This window comes from Paraburkholderia rhynchosiae (assembly GCF_002879865.1).
Lineage (GTDB): Bacteria > Pseudomonadota > Gammaproteobacteria > Burkholderiales > Burkholderiaceae > Paraburkholderia > Paraburkholderia rhynchosiae.
In genome coordinates, this window is the sequence record NZ_PNXY01000008.1 from 149667 (window position 1) to 162883 (window position 13217).

Genomic DNA, 13217 nt, shown 5'->3' on the forward strand with positions numbered 1-13217 from the left:
GTAGCGCGGACGCGCACGCGCAATTGGTTCGGATTTACCCCCAGTGTCGCGACTACAACACCCGTCGCGACGGCATAGCAAATTGCGAATTCCCGTGCGATATTCAACGTCTTTCGCGTGCTGATGAAACCGCTGGCTCAGGCCACTTTCCGCTTTGCGACTGCTGGCGCGGGTTTGCGCTTCGGCATGGGCTTCAGTTTGGGTGGGCGAGGCTCGCCCTGCAGTTTCGTCGGCTCCTGCAGCAATTCCACGAAACGCTCGGCCGGCGGCGACAGCACGCCACCTTTGCGCGTCACGACGCCGAACGTCTGCGAAGGCGACTTCAGTTTGACCGGCACGACGCGCAGCATTTTTTGCCGAATAAACGATTCCGCGATCGCAGTCGGCAACAACGACACAAGATCCGCACTGCTTTGCAACAGCGCGACCGTCACGAAAGTCGATGCAGTGGAGATAGGGTTATCGGGCATCGCCAGCCCGGCAAGATCCATTTCGCGTTCGAGCAGCGCGTGCAACGGCATATGCGACGGATACATCACCCAACGGTGATCCGCCAGATGGCTCAGCTTGACCTCGTTCCTAGGCAACGGTGGATGACCGTATCCGACCACGACGGACAATGGCTCGTCGGCGAGCGGACGGTACTGATATTTCGACGGATCGGCGGCCACCGCCGCGCGGCCGATCACGAGATCGAGCCGGCCGTCGTCGAGCTGCGCGAGCATGCGCGCGCTCGTGTCCTCCACCACTTCTATCGACAGGTTCGGCTGCCCGGCATGCAGTTGATTAATGGCCGGCACCACGTACCCGGGAATTGCGCCCATGATCGCGCCGATCGCGAGGCGCCCGCCGCGCCCCGATCGTATTTCCGCGACGTCCTGGCATAGCGCGGTAAGGTCGGTCGCCACGAGGCGCGCATAGCGGATCACGCAATGCCCGAGCTGATTCGGGATCATGCCGCTCTTCGAGCGCTCGAAAAGCGGCGCCTCGAACATCGATTCGAGTTCCTGCAATGCCTTGCTCGCGGCCGATTGCGTCATCGACATCAGGCCCGCCGCTTTATGCAGCGACTTCTGGTCGTCGAGCGCGATCAGCAATTGCAGTTGCTTCATGCGCAGTTTGCCCAACAGGACGTTCAGTGTGTTTTTCATCAAAGCCCGGGTGAGTCGTAAAAGCGATCACAGGATGGAAACAATTCAATATACCCGCGGACCGCAGAGCCGTATAGTCGGCGGCAGAGACATTCCGATCGCCCCGCCCTATTACTTTTAAAAGCGCCTACATCATGACTCGAACCATCAATGCCGCTGCATTGCGCGGCGTGTTCCCCGTTGCGCCCACCATTTTCGACGATGCGGGTCAGCTCGACCTCGAAGGCCAGAAGCGCTGCATCGACTTCATGATCGACGCGGGCTCGAACGGTCTGTGCATTCTGGCGAACTTCTCCGAACAGTTCGCCCTCTCCGATGAAGAGCGAAATACGCTGATGCACGTCGTGCTCGATCATGTCGCGGGCCGTGTGCCCGTAATCGTCACGACCACGCATTTCAGTTCGTATCAATGCGCGGACCGCAGCCGCCGCGCGCAAGCGGCGGGCGCCGCGATGGTCATGGTCATGCCGCCGTATCACGGCGCGACGATCCGCGTCGGCGAACGCGGCATTCACGAGTTTTATCGCACCGTGTCCGACGCAATCGACATTCCGATCATGATTCAGGACGCGCCGGTCAGCGGCACGCCGTTGTCCGCGCCGTTCCTCGCGCGCATGGCTCGCGAGATCGAGCACGTGTCGTACTTCAAGATCGAAGTGCCGCAAGCGGCGAACAAGCTGCGCGAGTTGATCGAGCTCGGCGGCGATGCAATCGTGGGGCCGTGGGACGGCGAAGAAGCCATTACACTGATGGCCGATCTCGATGCAGGCGCAACGGGTTCGATGACGGGCGGCGGTTATGCCGACGGCATCCGCCTGATCGTCGACGCTTATGCGGCCGGCGACACCGAAGCCGCCGCCGCTCACTATCAGCAGTGGCTGCCGCTGATCAACTACGAAAACCGCCAGGGTGGCCTTGCATCGTGCAAGGCGTTGATGAAGGAAGGCGGCGTGATTCGCTCCGACGCGGTACGCCATCCGTTGCCGGCAATGCATCCGGCCACGCGTGAAGGATTGCTGAAAGTCGCGCGACGGCTCGATCCGCTGGTGCTGCGCTGGGCGCAATAGAACGGATAGAGGGCGATAGAAGGCGGCAGGCGCGCGCGACTGGACGCGGGCAAGCGATTCCCGCTACGCTAGCCGGTATGCAAAGCTTTTACGAAGCCACCGTCACCCGCCCGTCTACTTACGCGCCGCTCGCCGGGCGGCGCAGTGTCGAGGTGTGCATCATCGGCGGCGGGCTTGCTGGGTTATCGACGGCGCTGGGGCTCGCTGAGCGCGGCGTGACTGATGTCGCCGTGCTCGAAGCGCGGCAAGTCGGCTTCGGCGCGTCTGGTCGCAACGGCGGCTTCGTGTTCGGCGGCTACAGTCTCGATTGCGCCGATCTACTGAAAACGCTCGGCGCGGCTCGCGCGCGCGAGTTGTACACGCTCACCACCGACGCCGTTGATCTGATGCGCGCCCGCATCTCGCGCTACGGGATAGATTGCGACGCGATCGACGCCGGCGTCATCCTCGCGAACTGGTTCGACGAACCCGCGCTGCTCGACGCACAGCGGCGTTTGATGCGGGATTCATTTGGCGTGGACTGGGAACCTGTGACGGCCGAACAACTGGCATCGCAATTGAAGACGCGCCGTTATCACGGCGGCCTGTTCGAGCGCAACGCGTTTCACTTTCACCCGCTGAAATACGTGCTTGGCGTCGCCGATGCAGCGGCCAGCGCGGGCGTGCAGATTTACGAGCAGTCGCCGGTCGTGAATCTGCAGCGCGACGGCGCGGGCTTCGTCGTGCACACGCCGCAAGGCGCCATCGACGCGCGACACGTCGTGATGGCGGGCGGCGGGTATACGCGCAATGTCTACGCGAAAGTGGAGCGCGCGGTGCTGCCCATCGCCACCTATGTCATGGCGACCGAGCCGCTCGGCGAGCGTCTGCAAGACGCGATCGACACGCGCGCGGCCGTCTACGATACCCGCTTCGCATTCGACTACTATCGCCCGCTGCCCGACACACGGATTCTGTGGGGCGGACGCATCTCGGTGCGCGATCGCGCGCCGGAGGTCATCGCGCGACTGTTGCGGCGCGATCTGCTGAAGGTCTATCCGCAATTGCACGACGTGCGTGTCGACTACGCGTGGGGCGGTCTGATGAGTTACGCGCGGCACAAGATGCCGCAAATCGGGCGCAGTGCGGACGGCGTGTGGCACGCGGTCGGCTTCGGCGGACACGGCATGGCGCCGACCACGATGTCCGGCGAACTGCTGGCCGCCGCGATCACAGGCGAGCGTCCGGTGCCCACAGCATTCGCCGCCTTCGGCCTGACACCCGCGTACGGGGCGCTCGGCCTCGTCGCCGCTCAGTTGACCTACACCGCGATGCAAGCGCGCGACGTATTCGCCGCGCGCCGCCGGCGACCTCGCGGCTCCGTTTGAAAGCACCTGATGCAACCGGATGAGGCGGGCCGGCGTTCGAGGCGGCCGGCCAGGACATGCCCCGCTCGATACGCCGCCAATTCACTACGGCAAGCGGCCCTTTGCGCGCAAAACCCGCGCCAGAGGCCGTTTTCGCCATGCTAGAATGCGCGGTCACTGCCGCTCGAATACACAATGAAAAAGGGAAGCAAGGCCGCCGAGCCCGATACCAACGGCATCCCGTCCGACGCACCGCGCAAGGACGCCCGACGTAGCGACGCTCGACGCAAGTACGATCCCGAACAGACGAAGCGCAATATCCTCGACGTCGCGACCCAGGAGTTCTCCGCGATGGGTCTGACGGGCGCGCGCGTCGACGCTATTGCGGAGCGCACCAACACCACCAAGCGCATGCTGTACTACTACTTCGGCAGCAAGGAAGGGTTGTACCAGGCGGTGCTCGAAAAGGTGTATGGCGACATTCGCGCGCTCGAACAGGATCTGCATGTCAGCGAACTCGATCCGATCGAGGGCATGCGCGCGCTAGTCGAATTCACGTTCGACTATCACGACCGCCAGCGCGATTTCGTGCGCCTCGTGACGATCGAAAACATCAACGGTGCGAAATACGTCGAGCAGGTCAAAAGCTTCAAAGGCCGCAACGTGACCGTCATTCATACGATCGAAGATCTGCTGGCACGCGGTATCGCGGCCGGCAAGTTTCGCAGTGACGTGGACGCAATCGACCTCCATCTGCTGATCAGCTCGTTGTGCTTTCATCGCGTGGGTAATCGTCATACGTTCGGCACCGCGTTTGGACGCGACCCGTCGCATCCGAGACTGCGAGCGCGTCATCGCGCGATGATCGTGGACGCCGTGCTGCGTTTCGTGCGCAAGGAAGACTGACCATCGGCTTGCGGTCCGAAATGTAAAACGGGACGTGGCCTGCGCCACGTCCCGTTTTTTACGCACTCAGGTTACACCCGGCTGTTCAATCCACCAGCACGATCCGCTTGATGTCGCCGACGATAAAGATGTAAGACAGCGCGCCGATCAATGCGATCACGCCGATGAACACCAGCGCGCCGACAAACGACCCGGTCGCGGCGACGATGAAGCCGACCACCAGCGGCGTCACGATACCGGCCAGATTCGCGGCAAAGTTGAAGATGCCGCCGGTCACGCCGAGCAGCCCTTCGGGCGCGATATCCGATACCAACGTCCAGCCCAGCGCAGCCATGCCTTGCGCGAAAAACGCCACTGACAGAATCGCGATCACCGCCACGTTGCTCTGCACGTAGTTCGCGAGAATGATCGTCGACGCGAGCAACAGGCCTGCGATGATCGGCAACTTGCGCGCAACGTTCGGCGACTTGCCGCGACGCAAAAGCCAGTCGGAGAAGAGTCCGCCGAACATTACGCCGATCGACGCCGCGATGAACGGCATGATCGCGAAGAAGCCGATCTTCAGCCAACCCATGTGGCGTTCAGTCGCCAGATACGTCGGAAACCACGTGAGGAAGAACACGAGCGTCGAGTTGCCCGCGAACTGGCCGAGACAGATGCCGGTCAATTGACGATGCTTGAGCAGACGGCCAATGGTGCGCCATTCGAAGCCGCTCTTCGCCGGTGCCGCAGCAGCACTGGTGTCCTTGTGCCGCTGCGTGAGACCGCCGCCCGCTTCGATATAGTCCAGTTCGGCCTGATTCGCCGACGGATGATCGCGCGGTTCGCGATACAGCAACCACCAGATGCCGCCGAACACGATGCCCACGCCCCCAACCGCATAGAAGAGCGAACGCCAGCCGAACGCGCCCATCAGCATGAACAGGAACGGGCTGAAAAACGCGAGGCCGATATATTCGCCGACGGTGTAGGTGCCCGTCGCCATCGCGCGTTCGCTCTGCGGGAACCATGTCGCGACTACGCGGCTATTGGTCGGAAAACACGGCGCTTCGGAGACGCCGAGGCCCAGGCGGAACACGAACAGCCCGGCGATGCCGTGCACGAGTCCTTGCGCGAGCGTGCACAAGGACCAGAAGCTCATCGACAGGAAATAGGTCAGCTTGCTGCCGAAACGGTCGAGGAATAGCCCGCCCGGAATCTGCGAAGCGACATAGCTCCACGAGAACACCGAGAACAGCAGACCCATCATCGCGGCGTTGATGCCGAGTTCCTTGGTCAGTTGCGGCGCGGCAATGCCGAGCACGGTACGGTCCAGGTAATTGATCATCGTGCCGACGGCAAGCAGCCCGAGTATCTGATAACGGGCGTTCGAGCGGCGCGCGCTGCTCGCGGTCGCGCCGGCCTGACGCGTGGTGTCGGCCGGAGTGGATTGAATCGGTTGCGGCATATCGTTGTAGTCTCCTCTGACTGGTCATGTATCCGTCGTGTACGGGCGTGCGCTACCGGTTAGCGTTCCAACAAGGACTGGAAATGGGCGTAGACCCGTTCGGCATCGGGCTCGAGTCCAGTGAAAATGCGCATCGCGTCGACCGCCTGGTACACTGCCATGCCGCCGCCGCTCAGTGTGCGGCAGCCGAGCGCTTCGGCCGCCTGCAACAACGCAGTGCGGATCGGGAAATAGACGATGTCGGCCACCCACAGATCGCGGTGCAGCAATTCGGCGGGCAATGGCAGACCCGGCAGTTTCGCCATGCCGGTCGGCGTCGCGTGAATCAGGCCGTTCGCGACGGCGAGCGTGTCGCCAAGCGACGTGCCGGCAGTGACCGTGCGGTCGGTGAAGCGCTTCTGCAATTCCGCGGCGAGCGATGCGGCGCGCGCGGCGTCCACGTCGAACAGCGTGAGCGTTTGCGCGCCCATCGCGAGCGCGGCATGCGCGACGGCCGCGCCTGCGCCGCCCGCGCCCAGTTGCACGACGCGTTCGAGCGACGCATCCGGCAAGCCGCGTTGGAAAGCGCGCGCGAAGCCGGACCAGTCCGTGTTGTGACCGATGCGTTTGCCGTCCTCGAACAGCACCGTGTTGACCGCACCGAGCGCGCGGGCATCGTCGGACAATTCGTCGAGCAGCGCAATGACCGCCTGCTTGCACGGATACGTAATGTTCAAACCATTGAAACCCATGCGCTCGGCGGCGATGAGCAGCTCGGGCAGCGCCGTGATGTCCAGCTTCAACGCTTCAAGATCGATGCGTCGGTACACGTAATGCAGGCCGAGCTTGCTGCCCTCCTCCTCGTGCATCGCGGGACTCAGCGAGCCGCCGATGCCCGAGCCGATCAGACCGACCAGATACGAATTCGCGCTCGCCTGAGCGTTCGTTTGTGCAGTTGTTTGCACATTCATTGGCGTGCTCATTTCGCCGCCCTATTCTTAAGGATGGTGGCCATCCGCTCCAGAGCGAGCACATAACCCTGCGTGCCGCAGCCGACGATGATCGCATCCGCCACCGCCGACACATACGAGTGATGCCGGAACGCTTCACGGCGATGCACGTTTGAAATATGTACTTCGATGACGGGCTTCTCGATCGCGGTGAGTGCGTCGGCGATCGCAACGGACGTATGCGTGTACGCGGCCGGATTGATGACGATGCCGTCGACCTTCAGGCGCGCCGCATGAAGCCAGTCGATCAGTTGATGCTCGGCGTTCGACTGACAGAACTCAATCGACAGGTCGAGGCGCTCGCCCGCATCGCGGCAAAGTTTCGCGACGTCGTCGAGTGTTTCCGAGCCGTAAATGGCCGGCTCGCGTGTACCGAGCAGGTTGAGATTCGGTCCGTTGAGGACCAGTACTGATGCAAAGCTCATGACATCGTCTCCAGCTAGATGAAACAGGAAGCTGACTGCAACAGGCGCAGTCGCTTCTCAACGTATGACGAAGTGTGCGCGCTTCGGCCGCATCCGTCATTCGGGGTTTATACGAATTTGTACCATCTAGTTAGTTTGTATAGACTGGCGAAAATCACGCTTAGGGTGGGACAGTCTGGCCCGTTGCTTGCAGCATAAGTAACGAACTAGCCCATTTTGCGCATTGCAGCATGGCTGCGGCGAAGGATGCAGACCAGGCGCCGCCGCGCGCATTTCCCCGACTGCCGTCCGACTGTTTTCGCAGGAGTTGTTCATGCAACGTTCGATTGCCACCGTGTCCATCAGCGGCACCCTCGTAGAAAAACTGACCGCGATCCAGGCGGCCGGCTTCGACGGCGTCGAGATCTTCGAGAACGACCTGCTGTATTTCGACGGCTCGCCCGCCGACGTGCGGCGCATCGCCGACGATCTGGGCCTGAAAATCATGCTGTTCCAGCCGTTCCGCGATTTCGACGGCGTAAGTCCGGAGCGTCTCGCGCGTAATCTGGACCGCGCCAAGCGCAAGTTCGACGTGATGCACGAACTGGGCACGGATCGCATTCTGGTTTGCAGCAACGTGTCGCCGGATACCATCGGCGACGATTCGCTGATGATCGACCAGCTCGGCGCCCTGGCGCGCGCGGCCCAGGCGGCCGGCGTAACTGCCGGTTATGAAGCGCTCGCGTGGGGCAAGCACGTCAAGACGTACCGGCACGCGTGGAAGCTCGTGAACGCGGTGAATCATCCGAATCTGGGGCTCGTGCTCGACAGCTTTCATACGCTGTCGCTCGACGATACGGTCGACGCAATCGCCGACATTCCCGGCGAGCGCATCGCTTTCGTGCAGATCGCCGACGCGCCGAAGCTTGCGATGGACGTCCTCGAATGGAGCCGCCATTACCGCTGCTTTCCGGGCCAGGGCGACTTCGACGTGGCGAACTTCACCGCGCAAGTCGTGAAATCGGGCTACAAGGGCCCGCTTTCGCTGGAAATTTTCAACGACGGCTTTCGCGCCGCGCCCACCACGATTACCGCCGCGGACGGCCATCGCTCGCTGCTGTTCCTCGAAGAACAGGCGCGTGCGTTGCTCGAAGCCGCACGGCAACCGGTCGGCGCGTTGTACGAGTCGCCCGCTGCGCCCGCGCACGTCGGCTATCAGTTCCTGGAATTCGCGGTGGATCACACCACGCGCGCACATCTGGCCGACTGGCTCGGCAAGCTGCGCTTTCGCCAGGCGGGCCGGCATCGTTCGAAAGAGGTGACGCTTTATCAGCATGGAGCGGCGTCCATCGTGCTGAACGCCGAGCCGGATTCGTTCGCCAATGCGTTTTTTCAGCAGCATGGCTTGTCGCTGTGTGCATCGGCGTTTCGCGTGGACAACGCCAGCCTGGCGTTCGAGCGCGCGGCCGGTTTCGGCTATGCGCCGTTCTCGGGCCAGATCGGCCCGAACGAACGCGTACTGCCCGCCGTGCAGGCGCCGGACGGCAGCCTGAATTATTTCGTCGACGAAACGCCGGATCAGCCCACCTTGTTCGAGGCCGATTTCATTCTCACCGACGTCAACGGCCCGGCGGAAGTAGGACCGCTCAGCCGCATCGATCACGTGTGCCTCGCGGTGCCGGCCAATTCGCTGGACACGTGGGTGCTGTTTCTGCGGACGGCCTTCGGCTTTCAGGCCGAACCCGGCGTGCTCGTGCCCCACCCCTATGGGCTCGTGCGCAGCCGTGCGCTGCGCAGCCGCGACGGTTCCGTGCGAGTCGTGCTGAACGCCTCGGTGGATCACCATACGGCGGTGGCCGAGGCGCTGCATACCTATCGCGGCTCGGGCCTGAATCACGTTGCGTTCAGCACGAGCGACATCTTCAGCGCGATTCCCGAATTCGTCGCCGATGGCTTGCCGGTGCTGCGCATCCCGCGCAATTACTACGACGATCTCGCCGCCCGCTACGCGTTGCCGGACGACATGCTCGAAGCGCTGCGCGAGCACAACATCCTGTATGACCGCGACGAACGCGGCGGCGAATTCTTCCACGCGTACACGGAACAGCTCGATCAGCGCTTTTTCATGGAGATCGTCGAGCGGCGCGGCGGCTATGACGGCTACGGCGCCGGCAATGCGGCGGTGCGGCTCGCGGCGCAAGCGCAGCGGCGCAAATAGACCGCGCTCCGGCGTGTGTCGCGCTGACCACGGACCCGGATCGACGCCGGCTCGGGCACGCGCCGTGCGGCATCGGCTGGGTGCGGCCCTCGCCCCGATATAATGGCGCCTTGATTCGCGGTCCGCGGCTGCAATTGCGGCTGCATTTGGGGTATGTCGCGCTGGGCCGAGGGCGGCCTCCGCAGCCACCGGCGGCCGAACGAAACGCCAGGAGAGATATGAAGAAGTTTGCCGTAGTCCTGTCAGTTCCCCTGCTTCTCAGCGCTTGCGCCTACTTTCAGAAGGATCCGGATGCCGGCGAGCCGGTCACGGACACCACCACGCAGCGCTCGGTCAACGACGTCGTCGCCTGCCTGACGCAACTGGCCTCGAACCACAATGCCGCATTCAAATCCACGTCGATCCCCCAAGGTCAGATGCTGGACTTCGGCGATTCGAACATCGTCAAGGTGCGCAGCGACAACGGCGCGACGACTTACCGTTTCTATGCGGGCAAGCGCCATGTGAATACGCTGTGGATCGAAACAGCCGGGAAAACCTGCGCGCCGTAAGCAGGAGTCACGGTCGGCCAGGCGAAAAACGCCATCGCTAAGGGTTGGTAAGGCAAGCGGGTGCCATCTTCGTGTCACGGTGTTACAGGACAATGGTTCTTAAGAATCGTTTAAGACTTCGTCCGCATGATCCTTCGGACACTATCCCGCACAAGGTGCGCACCATGAACCAGCCCGAAGACAATACCAACGACACACCCGCGCCGGCCAGGCGGCCGACCATTTTGCGCCGCTTGCTGAGCCATCACGAACTGGCGACGTTGCTGCTGTTATTGCACGCGCCGATCGACGCATCCGCGAAACCCGAAATTCCGCAACTCCACGAAGCCGGCCTGATCGAAACCGTTTCGAGCGAAGCAGGTGGTTCGCGCATCCGCTTGACGCCTGAAGGCAATGCCGTGCTACGCGGACTCGGCGTGAAGTAACGGGCGCTTACGCCTGCCACACGCCGTACCCCGCTTCGCGCAGTCCAATCGCCAATTCCACTTCCATTTCCTGTGCGCCGAGATACGGCATGGGATTGAACACTTCGTACAACTCGGGCACGAGGCGCAAGCCATAGTCGCGCACATAGCGATTGGCCTGAATGCCGGCCTTATGCCGGTCGAACCGCAGATCGGGATCGAGCCCGGTCATCCCCACATACACGCAAGGCTTGTCGAACCGGTAATCTGGATTCGCGCGGCGAAAACGCGCTTCATTCCAGACCTTATCGTCGAGCGCGACGACGTACACATAATAGTGATGCTTGCGACGAACCATAAGCCGAGGCTCAACTCCGCGACGTGCCGTGCAGCAGCATCCGGTATTCGGTCGGCGTCACGCCCACCGTCGCCTTGAATTGACGCGTGAAGGCGCTGTGATCGGTGTAGCCGCAAAGCGCGGCGACGTCGGTGACTTTGTCGTTCGAAACCAGCAGTGCCGTGGCGGCGTCGAGCCGCGTTTTCAGCAGGACCTGGCGCGGCGTCAGATGAAAGACCTTGTGAAAATAGCGCTCCAGTTGCGCCACCGACATGTCCGCCATTGCAGCCAGATGCTTCAGGTTCAACGGTTGAACGTAGTTTTCCTGGATGAACTGCACCACCGCCGCGAGCCTGCTATAAGCCGGATGACCGCTCTCATCCGCTTTGAGATCGCGTGAGATGCCGGCCAGGCCGACGATCCGGCCCGCCGCATCGCGCAACGGTTGCTTGCACGTCAGGCACCAGCCGGGCTCGCGGCCGGGATAAAGGTGCAATTCCAGTTGATCGATCATCTGATTGCCGACGTGGATGATGCCCTCGTCCTGCGCCGTGTAAATGCGGCCGAAGCGGCGCGGAAACACGTCCTCGGCGGTCTTGCCCAGCAGCGCGGACTTTTCCTTGAAGCCGCAGCGCGAAGCCAGCGTGCGATTGACCAGCGCATAGCGCGCGTGGGCGTCCTTCACAAAGAAAACGACGTCCGGCAACGCGTCGAATACGGGCTCGAGCTGCCTGAAGTGCGACAGCATGTCGGACAGCGTTGCTTCGTCAGGTGAAAGCTGATGAGCTAGCGTGTTCATCGTGCGGGTCCCGTGGGTCCGAGCCGTTTATGGGGGTGCACGCGCGGCGATGCAGAGTGCGGCGCCTCGGTGCGGTTGCTTGGTCGTGGCTTGGTCGTGGCTTGGTCGTGGCTTGGTCGTGGCTTGGTCGTGGCTTGGTCGTTGCTTGGTCCTCGACACGCGGTTGATTATAGAGCGGCACCCTGGCCGACAATATCCGATGGCTCAACGATGAGCGGCGCGTGTCATTGCCCATGCGACGGCTGCGCGCCTGCCGCTATCAGCGTGCCGATTTGCGCCGGGCTGAACGGCGGACGCGGCGTCGCAGCCGGCCAGCCGAAGTACAGGCTCGCGGCGAGCCCGCATACCTTTCCCTGGCAGGCGCCCATTCCGCAACGGGTATGCAGCTTGGCGCCGCGCCAGTTCGGGAACATGCGCACCTCGCCGATGCTGACGTCTTCGCAACGGCACAGCAGCGTGTCGTCGGCGGGCGGCGTGCGCGCTGCCGGCTGCAACGCAAAGGCCCGTTCGACGCGCCGCGCGAAGCGGAGCCAGCGCCCGCGTTGCGCATGCAGCCCGCTGCGCTCCAATGTAGCGCCACTCGCCGCGAGGCCCGCGAGTTCGCCTTCGACTGCCGCCAGTTCCGCGCCGCCCACGCCCGTGCACTCGCCGGCGGCGAAAACGCCGTCGAGCGATGTGTGCTGGGCGGCGTCGACGGCAATGCCGCCCGCTTCGTCGATTGCGCAGCCGAGCGCCTGCGCAAGCGTCACATTCGGCACGAGTCCAAAGCCGCACGCGATCCGGTCGCATTCAAGCGTCACGCTGTGCCGCCGGCGCCGGATCGTCACGCCTTGAACGCGGCCTTGGCCGTGAGCCGCCTGGAGCATGCTGCCGGTCCAGTAATGCAGCCCGGCGAAACCGCGCGTCATGCTCACAGCTTGCCGCAGCTTCGCGGGTTCACGAACGAGCGAGGCGCCGAAGCGGGCGACATCGAAAGCCGAAGCCTGTTCCACGACCGCAAGCACCCGCGCGCCCGCGCTGCGCGCGGTAGCCAATGCCGCGATCAGCAAAGGTCCGCTGCCGGCAATCACGACACGCTCGCCGCGCACGGGCATGCCGCCTTTGATGAGCGCCTGCAGCGCACCCGCCCCGGTCACCCCCGGCAACGTCCAGCCCGCGAATGGCAGCAACCGCTCGCGCGCGCCGGTCGCGAGAATCAAGCGCCCGTACGTCATGCAAACGCCGCCTTGTTCCGCCGACTCGACCAGCAGACCGCGCGGCGCCAGCGGCGCGACGACGCGCGTCGAGGGGAAGCAGGTAATGTTGCTTTGGCGGTTCAAACCGTCGAGCAGTTTTTGCAGCGGCGCCTGCCGCGGATAGCCCGGGCCTTGACGCCAGATCTGGCCGCCGGCGCGCGGATTGTCGTCGAGCAACGCGACCGCCGCGCCTTCGCGCGCCGCCGCCAGTGCGGCGTTCAGGCCCGCGGGGCCGGCGCCTACTACGATGACGTCGAAGTGCCGGGTCATTATCGGTTTGCCTTTTGCATGCGTTGGCTCTGGACGTCGCGGCAGGGGTCATGGGCGAGCGGCCCGAAGTGCCTCGTCATTGCGCGCCCGCCT

The 13217-nt window shown here is 63.4% G+C and carries 13 protein-coding genes; 6 read left to right on the plus strand and 7 right to left on the minus strand.

Annotation, left to right across the window (positions count from 1 at the left end; genetic code table 11):
* Positions 1 to 137: 137 nt before the first annotated feature.
* Entirely contained in the window at positions 138 to 1151 is a 1014-nt protein-coding gene (locus C0Z16_RS13795) for a LysR family transcriptional regulator (protein ID WP_102632711.1), read from the minus strand.
* A gap of 134 nt (positions 1152 to 1285) precedes the next feature.
* Between C0Z16_RS13795 and C0Z16_RS13800 the strand changes: the two genes are divergently transcribed.
* The 3 genes from C0Z16_RS13800 (at position 1286) to C0Z16_RS13810 (ending at position 4470) form a co-directional block, all read left to right on the plus strand.
* Positions 1286 to 2218 (plus strand): dihydrodipicolinate synthase family protein, encoded by a 933-nt coding sequence (locus C0Z16_RS13800; RefSeq protein WP_102632712.1) that lies wholly within the window; start codon positions 1286 to 1288, stop codon positions 2216 to 2218.
* A 77-nt stretch (positions 2219 to 2295) separates the two neighbouring features.
* Positions 2296 to 3585 (plus strand): NAD(P)/FAD-dependent oxidoreductase, encoded by a 1290-nt coding sequence (locus C0Z16_RS13805; RefSeq protein WP_102632713.1) that lies wholly within the window; start codon positions 2296 to 2298, stop codon positions 3583 to 3585.
* A 174-nt stretch (positions 3586 to 3759) separates the two neighbouring features.
* Positions 3760 to 4470 carry a TetR family transcriptional regulator gene (locus C0Z16_RS13810; RefSeq protein WP_102632714.1) on the plus strand — a complete coding sequence of 237 codons (711 nt, stop codon included), beginning with the start codon at positions 3760 to 3762 and terminating at the stop codon, positions 4468 to 4470.
* An 85-nt stretch (positions 4471 to 4555) separates the two neighbouring features.
* Here the strand turns inward: C0Z16_RS13810 and C0Z16_RS13815 are convergent, their stop codons facing one another.
* From C0Z16_RS13815 to aroQ, 3 genes are read right to left on the minus strand one after another with little or no spacing between them, the layout of a single operon-like run.
* Entirely contained in the window at positions 4556 to 5917 is a 1362-nt protein-coding gene (locus tag C0Z16_RS13815; RefSeq protein WP_102632715.1) for an MFS transporter, read from the minus strand.
* A 59-nt stretch (positions 5918 to 5976) separates the two neighbouring features.
* Positions 5977 to 6879 carry a shikimate dehydrogenase gene (locus C0Z16_RS13820; RefSeq protein ID WP_102632716.1) on the minus strand — a complete coding sequence of 301 codons (903 nt, stop codon included), beginning with the start codon at positions 6877 to 6879 and terminating at the stop codon, positions 5977 to 5979.
* Positions 6876 to 7331 carry a type II 3-dehydroquinate dehydratase gene (gene aroQ / locus C0Z16_RS13825; protein ID WP_102632717.1) on the minus strand — a complete coding sequence of 152 codons (456 nt, stop codon included), beginning with the start codon at positions 7329 to 7331 and terminating at the stop codon, positions 6876 to 6878. The genes C0Z16_RS13820 and aroQ overlap by 4 nt, the downstream gene beginning before the upstream one ends.
* 313 nt (positions 7332 to 7644) lie before the next feature.
* Between aroQ and C0Z16_RS13830 the strand changes: the two genes are divergently transcribed.
* The 3 genes from C0Z16_RS13830 to C0Z16_RS13840 all read left to right on the plus strand — a co-directional run bounded on the left by C0Z16_RS13830 (position 7645) and on the right by C0Z16_RS13840 (position 10504).
* Entirely contained in the window at positions 7645 to 9528 is a 1884-nt protein-coding gene (locus tag C0Z16_RS13830; protein ID WP_102632718.1) for a bifunctional sugar phosphate isomerase/epimerase/4-hydroxyphenylpyruvate dioxygenase family protein, read from the plus strand.
* A 218-nt stretch (positions 9529 to 9746) separates the two neighbouring features.
* A complete protein-coding gene (locus tag C0Z16_RS13835) occupies positions 9747 to 10079 on the plus strand; it encodes a hypothetical protein (RefSeq protein ID WP_102632719.1) in 333 nt (110 codons plus the stop codon).
* A 164-nt stretch (positions 10080 to 10243) separates the two neighbouring features.
* Entirely contained in the window at positions 10244 to 10504 is a 261-nt protein-coding gene (locus C0Z16_RS13840; RefSeq protein WP_102632720.1) for a hypothetical protein, read from the plus strand.
* Between the two features lie 7 nt (positions 10505 to 10511).
* Here C0Z16_RS13840 and C0Z16_RS13845 read toward each other — a convergent pair whose 3' ends face one another.
* From C0Z16_RS13845 to C0Z16_RS13855, 3 genes are all read right to left on the minus strand, one after another.
* On the minus strand, positions 10512 to 10841 hold the full coding sequence (locus tag C0Z16_RS13845) for a hypothetical protein (protein WP_102632721.1): 330 nt from the start codon (positions 10839 to 10841) through the stop codon (positions 10512 to 10514).
* A gap of 10 nt (positions 10842 to 10851) precedes the next feature.
* Positions 10852 to 11619, minus strand: a complete 768-nt coding sequence (locus tag C0Z16_RS13850) for an AraC family transcriptional regulator (protein WP_102632722.1) — start codon at positions 11617 to 11619, stop codon at positions 10852 to 10854.
* Positions 11620 to 11843: 224 nt separating this feature from the next.
* Positions 11844 to 13124 (minus strand): NAD(P)/FAD-dependent oxidoreductase, encoded by a 1281-nt coding sequence (locus C0Z16_RS13855; RefSeq protein ID WP_102632723.1) that lies wholly within the window; start codon positions 13122 to 13124, stop codon positions 11844 to 11846.
* Positions 13125 to 13217: the final 93 nt, after the last annotated feature.